Origin of the sequence: Colwellia sp. MB3u-4, assembly GCF_014077065.1 — a bacterium.
Taxonomy (GTDB): domain Bacteria; phylum Pseudomonadota; class Gammaproteobacteria; order Enterobacterales; family Alteromonadaceae; genus Cognaticolwellia.
On record NZ_JACGVE010000063.1, the window covers coordinates 1 to 8,918 of the forward strand.

Sequence of the window (8,918 nt, forward strand, 5' to 3'; positions counted from 1 at the left end):
CGCCCATTAGTTTCTTTTGCTATAAGAGATTTAAAATCAATGGATTCAAGTGTGATCATAACGACTGATATCAATGTATGAAAAATGAAACCAATTAGATCACAAATTTAATCAAAATGGTATAAGTACCAATTTGATGTATTAATCGCCATTTTAAAAAGCGGTTCTAGTTATCTCGATACAATGAATCTTTATTATTAGCCTATAATAATCTTTTTATAGGCTAATAAGTTTATATAAAAAACTTCATTATTAGGTAAAAAGCTCTAACAAGTGATATTTAGCATTTTAATGCTTGTTGAACGTTGCTAATTTAGATATTCTCATGAAAGGTAAGTAACATCTTATTTACATTGTGATTCTATTCGTTAACAAGTAAATGTTAACAGGTGATTGTTAACATTAAAATAATAAATATACTCTTAAGGAGTGCTCGTGCTTATTAAAGATAATTTTGATGAGGTACTGAAGTTTAGTGCATCAACAAACGAATTTTTATCTCATTATCAAATCCCAGCTAGTCCAGTAAATTATTCAGTCACTTATTTGCATATTAGTAAGCGTAATGAAAAATTAACTGCAGAGTTAGAAAGGCATGTCCAAACCTTTCAGGACGTTGATTTAACTTTTATTGAAGGTTTATTTGAAAAGTATATTTCTAATTCTCATACTATTGATAAACAAATACTTGAACCAATTGAGAAGTCTTTAACTTCTACTCTCGAAAAAATTAATTTACAAGTAGATAGTGCTAAAGCGGCAACTTCTAACTTAATAAAAGCGAAAAAAGCACTTTCTAAACATGAACACCATAAATCTATGCAAAATATTGTTGCCTTTTTGATGAAAAATATTACATTTTCTCAACAACAGCATACCGACTTATCTTTAGATCTGACCAGGACTTGTGGTGAAGTTAATTTTTTAAAATCTAAGCTTCAAGCGGCACGTAATGAAGTAATAGTTGATTCTTTAACTGGTTTATATAATCGTCGTGGCTGTGATATTAAGTTAAAAGAATTAGATATTGAACAAGTATATTCTTCATTAGCAATAGATATTGACCATTTCAAAAATTTTAATGATAAGTTTGGCCATGTTATTGGCGATAAAGTGATACAGCGCATTGCAAAAGTGATTTTATCATCTATATCGGATAACGATATTGCCGTTCGTTTTGGTGGTGAGGAATTTGCTGTTGTTATGGTAAATAAAACCAAAACGCAGGCATATGAAGTTGCAGAAAATATCAGGCTAGCGATTTCACAATTAAAACTGATGCAAAGAGACTCAAAAGCCAATCTACCTAAAATCTCTGTTTCTATTGGTGTAGTACAACGAGAAGAGGAATTAAACTGGGCAGCGATATTTGAACAAGCTAATACCGCCTTATATCACGCTAAAAATAGTGGCAGAAATAGAAGCGTTTGTTTATAGATGAGTATCCCACTGACACTTAACATATGCTGTTCTTGATTTAGGCACTTTTTATATACCTAAAGGCATTAATAAGCGGCAATGTTTATTGATAAATACTGCCGTTGTTTTCAAGCTCAGTAAGGTATATACGAGTCATTAGCTCTAATTGATGATAGTTTGGTAACATATGTTGGCATAGTTGATAAAAGGCTTTGTTATGCTCTTTTTCTTTCAAATGGGCCAGTTCATGCACCACGATCATACTTAATAACGCTTCGGGCGCTCGCTTAAACATGCTACCAATACGGATTTCGTTTTTGCTTTTTAGTTTATTGCCCTGTACGCGAGAAACATAAGTGTGCAAACCTAGCGCGTTGTTCACAACATGAATCTTATCATCGTACTTTACTTGACTAAGTGGCGCTGATTTTTTTAAATATTGTTGTTTTAACGCGATGGAGTATTCGCGTAATGCTTTATCAGTAGTAACTTCATGTGGCGCAGGAAATTGCGCCAATAAATAGGCTTTTAAGTTGTTTTCCTTAATAAGCTGTGCGACTTGCTGCTGTATATCAATAGAATAATGAGATAAGTACTTTAACGGTGTGGCCATGTGACTAAATAGGTTCTGTATTGTTGATGGTTACGACTGTAGCAATAGTTTACGCTATTATAATTTAACTATTCATTGTTTTTTATTAAAATTTTTAGCGCTATTTATTGGCATATCATTATTACTCGTCTGTTCAAGGTAAACGCGAGCACAATCCGATATATCAAGGATTATATCTTCCACGTTTCAAATGTACAGTGCCGAAGACTTGTTTAAAACAGGCTTGGTATTTGGTTCTTCAATTAACGCCTCAAATAAATATTTGAGTTTTTAAAGGCACATTGATGAAGTTAGTTACTTGAATATAAAGTTACACTAAAAATAGCGAAGCTAAAGTTCGATATTTTTATCTCTACTGAGCATTAGGCAGAATGAGTCATTTAATTAGTCAGTTTTGGCGAGATAAAAGCTAATTATAAATAGAGATTTTTAAGGGATAACATCGCACTAAAGTGGTGACGTTGATGCTTTAAATATCGCCATTAAATTTTCTACAAAGGTAGTATTGTTTTTATCTGATACTGATACCGTGATGCCAAATGGTGCAAAGTGAAGTGTTTCAGCTAATGCTGATGCCGACAAGCCTATTTTACTTAGTGTTAAACGCTTGGCGGAAATTTCTTTTTCAATTCTCAATTGGATACTATTTTTTATTAAGCTTTCTTCTGCTTGAATAAGGTCTTTGCAAAATGCTTGACCGGCGTGTATTAAATTAGCCCTAACTAAACTACTGGATACGTGATTGAATAAGCCTTCACATCGTTGAATAGTAAGCACTTGGGTTTCCTGCCAAAAATTTATTTCTGACTTACTGTAGACACTAATCAATATATTATGTTGCTGAAAATGTTTTTCAACAACAGCTCTAAATAATAGCTCTTTTGATTTAAATTGTTTATGTATAGTCACACGCGATATGCCAGCATAACGACTGACCATAGAAATATTTGCGGTATCGTAGCCGTGCTGAAAAAAACAATCCATAGCGGCACTTAGTATTTTATCGGTAGTACTTGGCAAATCATCTGCTCTTACTCATTGAAGTATCGATATATTAACGTGAGTGGTTACATTAAACAACAAGTTTACACTAGTTGTTAATGTGTAAACCTGTGTTATGATTCGCCTACTTATTTTTATAATTTAACTTATATTTTGGGATTGATGTGAAGCGAATTTTTATGCTCGGAGCCGTTATTTTACTGCAAGCTTGTTCTGAACCAACAGAGGTCACAAAAGAGGTTGCACCTGTAGTGGTTCAACTCACCAGTGCCCGGCTAACAAATTTAGTGAATGACTATGAATTTCCAGCCACGGTGTCGGCAGTGAAGAGTGTTGACCTTAAATTTGAAGTCTCAGGACGTTTAATTTTCGAGAGCCTTGTCGAAGGTAGTGAAGTTAAAAAAGGTCAAATTTTAGCAAAAATAGATCCGAAACCTTTTCAACGTAAAGTGCAAGAAAGTCGCATTCGTCATGAAGACGCGCAACGAAATTTAAAACGCATTAAAGATGTTTTTGAAAAGAATGTTGCGTCGCAACGTGATTACGATGAAGCAAAATCTCAGTTTTCAATTACTAAAATAGCATTAACTAATGCCAAGCAAGATTTAAGTTACTGCACGATAAGAGCCCCATTTGATGCTGTTATTGGTGCTAGGTACATTGAAAATGATAGTTTAATTCGTACCGGAGATTCACTGGCTAATTTACAAGATAGATCAGCGCTTTATTTTACTTTTGAGGTGCCTGAACGCATTATGACCGCTAATGCTGGCAATCGCGATGTAAAAGCCACTGCTCATATTATTGGCCAGGAAGATAAGATATTTGACATACGTTATGTTGAACATAAAACCACGCCTGATCCCATTACTCAAACCTATGGCGTAACCTTTGCACTTGACGGTGAAATTGCTAAGTCTTTTTATCCAGGCTCGAGAGCCATTGTTAACATTAAACAAAATAATAGTCACTCACAGGCATTAATTATTCCATTAAGTGCATTAGTAGGTAATAACGACTCGGGCTTTAGTGTCTGGCGCTTTAATCAAGTACAAAATAGTCTGACTAAGGTCAAGGTCAAGGTTTCTCAGTTAAAAGGCGAGTACGCCATGATTTCTGTGGGATTAAGTCCTGATGATAAAGTGGTTTCTGCCGCAGTGGGGCAAATGCGTGAGGGGCTAATAGTCAGAGAATATAAGGCGACATATTAATGGATATTGCACGTTATTCGTTGACTAAGCCCATTAATATTTGGCTTATGGCGATATGTTTTATCATTGGTGGCATTGTTGCTATGGGCAAAATAGGTCGCCTAGAAGATCCCGCCTTTACCATAAAAAAAGCCGTTATCTTTACCTATTATCCAGGGGCAAGTGCGGAAAAAGTTGAAAAAGAAGTTACTGAGCAAGTTGAAATAGCGCTGCAGCAAATGTGGCAATTAGATATGTTGAAATCAGTCAGTAAACCCGGTTTATCCCGAGTAACCATGGAAATACAACCACATATTGATGGGCCACTATTACCCCAGATTTGGGACGAACTACGCAAACGCCTTAGTGATATTGAACACGACTTACCACTTGGTGCTAGTGCTCCAGTGGTTATCGACGATTTTGGTGATGTTTATGGCATTTATTATGCTTTATCTGCACCTGACTTTAGTGCTGATCAAATGCGTGAATTTTCCCGTATAATTCGTCGCGAAGTGCTAACCGTTGACGGGGTTGCTAAAGTAAAAGTTGGCGGTATTTTAGAAGAAGAAATTGTTGCCACCATTGATAGCTATCAAATTGCCGGTTTAGGGCTTTCTTTTCCTGATATTCAAAAAGTACTGGCGAATAATTTAAAACCCTTTAGTGGTGGAAGATTATACGTTGGCGATAAAAAAATTAGGATCCCAGTTGAAAGCTCAACCAATAAAATAGCAGAGATAGAAAACCTCTCTATCGTTATTCCGGGTAAAAATGCCTCAATAAAGATAAAAGATATTGCTCAGCTCAGTATTGAACCTGTAGCTATCCCAAGTGGCTTAAAACGCTTTAATGGTGAACGTGCGATAACCTTAGCGGTATCGGCGCAAAGTGATATTAATATTGTTGAAGTTGGTGAGGAAATTTCCGCTAAGCTGGCTGAAGTGCTGGCTAAATTACCGGCGGGTATTCAGTTATCTTCTATTTATAACCAAGCGAAAATCGTTGATGAATCCGTTGACGGTTTTATCTTAAATCTGGAAATTTCAGTTGCTGTAGTGACCTTAGCGCTTTGTCTATTTATGGGCTGGCGTTCGGGCATTGTTGTTGGTGGTACTTTATTGATCACGGTATTAGGGACTGTCTTGATCATGTGGCTTTATGATTTACAACTACAACGTATATCACTAGGAGCCTTGGTTATTGCCATGGGAATGCTGGTTGATAACGCTATTGTAGTAGCAGAAGGTATGATGCTACGCATGGAGAAAGGTAAGTCGGCAGTGGAGTCTGCCAGCTTTATTGTTAAACGTACACAGTGGCCATTACTGGGCGCTACGGTTATTGGTATAGCGGCGTTTTCGGGTATTGGTTTATCAGATGATGCCACAGGTGAATTTTTATTTTCACTGTTCGCCGTCGTACTAATATCTTTGCTGTTAAGTTGGATACTTGCGGTAACGTTAACGCCTTTATTAGGTAAATACTTTTATCAAGTGGGTGATAAAGCCGGTGTAGAAGCGTCGCATTCATTATTTCATCAAGCTTATTTAGTTGTTTTACGTAATGCTTTGCATTGGCGTGGTGTAACCTTAGGGTTATTGGTGGTGATTACGATTAGCGCCTACGCAAGCTTTGGTTTTATTAAACAAGGATTTTTCCCTCCTTCAAATACCCCAGTGTTTTTTGTTCATTACTGGGGCCCGCAAGACTCTGATATTAGAGCCACTGAAAAGTATATGAAACAAGGTGAAAAGCTGATCCTTAGCACTGAAGGTGTCGAATCATTAGCCACTTTCATCGGTGAAAGTTCAGAACGCTTTACCTTAGTATTTGCCCCTGAATTACCGAATGAGAGTTATGGACTATTTATGGTGCGAGCGCATGACGCGGCTGAGATCCCTCGCTTAGCGCAAGCAGTTGCTGATAAATTAAGATTAGCAAATCCTAAGGTAAATTTTTACGCAGAAATCATGCAATTTGGCCCTGGTGCGGGTGCTAAAATTCAGGCACGATTTTCTGGCGAAGATCCCGCCATTTTAAGGCAGTTAGCTGAGCAAGCAAAAGCGATTTATTCTGCAGATGGTAATATTCGTGATATTCGTGATGACTGGCGCGATAAAGGTATTGTTTTAGCACCTGAGTATGATGATATAGCGGCAGGCATTGCCGGTGTTTCAAGGAGTGACTTTAGTCAAGCGATAAAGTTTTATAGTGATGGTTTGCAAATAGGGCAATTACAAGATGGCGATTACCTTTATCCAATTATTGCCAGAAATAGTAGCACGAATCCTGATCAATTAGCCGGCTTAGAAAACAGTTTAGTGTGGAGCAGTAGTCAACGAACTTATATACCCTTTAAGCAAGTAAGTGGCAAAATGAACTATGCCAGTGAAGAGCTTCTAATTAATCGACGTGATCGTGTACGAACTATTACCGTCAAAGCGGAGGCCGGATACAATGAAACTACCGGTGAGGCGTTTAATCGTACACAAGCTAAAATTGCTGCTATTGCTTTACCAGAAGGTTATAAACTTGACTGGGGCGGCGAATATGAGTCGTCACGTAAAGCGCAAGCCGCTTTAGGAAAAGGCTTGCCGCTGGGGTTTTTAATTATGTTTATTATCAGTGTCTTGCTCTTTGGTAAGGCAAGGCAACCGATTATTATTTGGCTGATTGTACCTATGGCTGTGGTGGGGGTGGTTGCGGGCTTACTAATAGCAGACCTACCTTTTGGCTTTATGTCGTTACTGGGCTTTTTGAGTTTATTTGGTATGTTAATTAAAAATGCTATTGTGCTATTGGAAGAAATTGACTTACAAATTATAGAAGGTAAAGAAAAAGCAATTGCCATCGTTGAAGCAAGCTTGAGTCGTTTGAGACCAGTTTCACTGGCAGCTATCACCACTATATTAGGTGTTATGCCATTATTATTTGACCCTTTCTTTGCTGATATGTCGGTGACCATTATGGGCGGATTAGCGTTTGCCACTATCTTGACCATGATAGCCGTACCTGTGCTTTACAGTGTTTTTTATAAAATTAAAGTAGAGAAAATATAGCGCAGGTATTTAGCTAATCACTAACGTGTTGACTAAATAAAAAAGTGCAGTGACTATGCCACTTCACTAAGGTTTGTTCCTTAGCGATAAACATAAAAGCGAACATTAACCTGTTCGCTTTTATGTTCAGGATGAAGGGGCAGTTTTTTGTTCCAGACAAAAATTAAATACCGACATCTATGTCGGCAATGTCGTGATCACATAGCCTTTCTTAGTCATCTCGGTAATTGCTACTGCATTACTCTAATGACTTATCTAGATAAAAAACATACACGCCGATGTGAAATAACGATGATATGCTCTTTATCTAGATCAAACTTATTCTATATTAAGTACTTTTTTCAAGGGCGCTAAATGTTGCTCAAAATGTCGCCATTGTTCAGTGGCACTTCTATAAATGGGTTGACGCACTTGCTCAGAGCTTGGGGTTTTAATATTGCGCTTGGTTTTATGAAAATCGACACACGATTGTTCAAACTCTAAGCCACAAAAATCAAGCATTCTTCGTACTTGTGTTTCTAAATCATCAACCACATCTTCATGATTTACCTTTAATACATAATCCGGTAAGACATTATCCCAATGTGCCATCAATTTTAAATAAGCTTGATAGTAACGACCCATGTCTCCAAGGTCGTAACTAAAATCTTGTCCTTCGGCAAATAACTGTTTAAAGCCGCTGAAACAACAAGCCATGGGGGAGCGTCTAGCGTCAATAATTTTAGCATTGGGCAGTATTAATCGAATTAGGCCAATATGGAGAAAGTTATTGGGCATTTTATCAATAAATAAGGGTGCCTTTTCTCGGTAGACTTGAGTTTCGTCAATAAATTGCTGACCAAAGCGTTTGAAATACTCGGGATTAATTTCATTTAAGTTTTTTGGATATTGGGCTTCTTGATCGCTTTGACTATGACTACGGCCTCGTAGTCGTGATGCCAAGCCTAATATATTGTGTAGCTCCATCGTGCCGTCAACTTGACTATGTGAAGCCAGTATTTGTTCAAGTAGCGTAGAGCCTGCGCGCGGTAAACCGACAATAAATATCGGATCGGGTAAATTAAGCCCTAAATTTCCACGGCTCTCAAACAGCTCGGCGGTACAGTACTTTATTTGCTCGGAAACTTGTTGTTCTACTTTGCTAATGTCAAAGCCACTATGAGCATGTTGTAATTTATTGCCTTCTTGGTAGGCTTGAAACGCTTGGTTATAGTCTTCTCTGTCTTCAAAGGCTTTACCGGTAGCAAAATGTAGTTGAACCTTATCTGTTAGTGCTAAGGCTTTATTATTTTGCTGTGTTTGCATTTGAGCAATTTCTTCATCACTAAAACGGTAGGTTTTAGTATTGGCTAAACTCCAAAAAGCATCACCATAACTTGGGTTTAACTGGTAGGCTCTTTGGTAAGCCGTAATGGCTTTTTTTATGTCACCTTTAGTTTTTAGCGCATGGCCTAGCTGCAGTTGAAAGCCTGCAACTTGATCGTTTTGCTCTACAGCTTGTTCAAACAGGATGATGGCTTGCTCTATTTTACCTAAACCTGTTAAGGCACTCGCTTTAGCGACTTTAAAGCTCAGGTTGTCAGGTTGTATAGCGAGTAACTTTTCAACTTGCTGTTCTGCCATTTTGTATTT

At 37.4% G+C, this 8,918-nt stretch carries 6 protein-coding genes; 3 read left to right on the forward strand and 3 right to left on the reverse strand.

What is annotated here, in order from left to right:
• The first annotated feature begins 435 nt into the window (after positions 1-435).
• Positions 436-1,437, forward strand: coding sequence for a GGDEF domain-containing protein (locus H4J61_RS02490; RefSeq protein ID WP_182183358.1), 1,002 nt, complete (start codon positions 436-438; stop codon positions 1,435-1,437).
• Between the two features lie 85 nt (positions 1,438-1,522).
• On the opposite strand, the gene H4J61_RS02495 is transcribed toward H4J61_RS02490, so the two are convergent.
• Together H4J61_RS02495 and H4J61_RS02500 are read right to left on the reverse strand one after the other, a co-directional pair.
• The gene (locus tag H4J61_RS02495; RefSeq protein ID WP_182183360.1) at positions 1,523-2,032 is read right to left on the reverse strand and encodes a M48 family metallopeptidase; all 510 of its coding nucleotides are present in this window, start codon (positions 2,030-2,032) and stop codon (positions 1,523-1,525) included.
• A gap of 447 nt (positions 2,033-2,479) precedes the next feature.
• Complete coding sequence (locus tag H4J61_RS02500; RefSeq protein WP_182183362.1) at positions 2,480-3,052, reverse strand: TetR/AcrR family transcriptional regulator; 573 nt, start codon at positions 3,050-3,052, stop codon at positions 2,480-2,482.
• A gap of 146 nt (positions 3,053-3,198) precedes the next feature.
• Between H4J61_RS02500 and H4J61_RS02505 the strand changes: the two genes are divergently transcribed.
• Positions 3,199-4,245, forward strand: coding sequence for an efflux RND transporter periplasmic adaptor subunit (locus H4J61_RS02505; protein WP_182183364.1), 1,047 nt, complete (start codon positions 3,199-3,201; stop codon positions 4,243-4,245).
• A complete protein-coding gene (locus H4J61_RS02510; RefSeq protein ID WP_182183367.1) occupies positions 4,245-7,286 on the forward strand; it encodes an efflux RND transporter permease subunit in 3,042 nt (1,013 codons plus the stop codon). The genes H4J61_RS02505 and H4J61_RS02510 overlap by 1 nt, the downstream gene beginning before the upstream one ends.
• A 318-nt stretch (positions 7,287-7,604) precedes the next feature.
• On the opposite strand, the gene H4J61_RS02515 is transcribed toward H4J61_RS02510, so the two are convergent.
• On the reverse strand, positions 7,605-8,918 hold a 1,314-nt coding region (locus H4J61_RS02515), incomplete at its 5' end, for a sulfotransferase (RefSeq protein WP_182183369.1).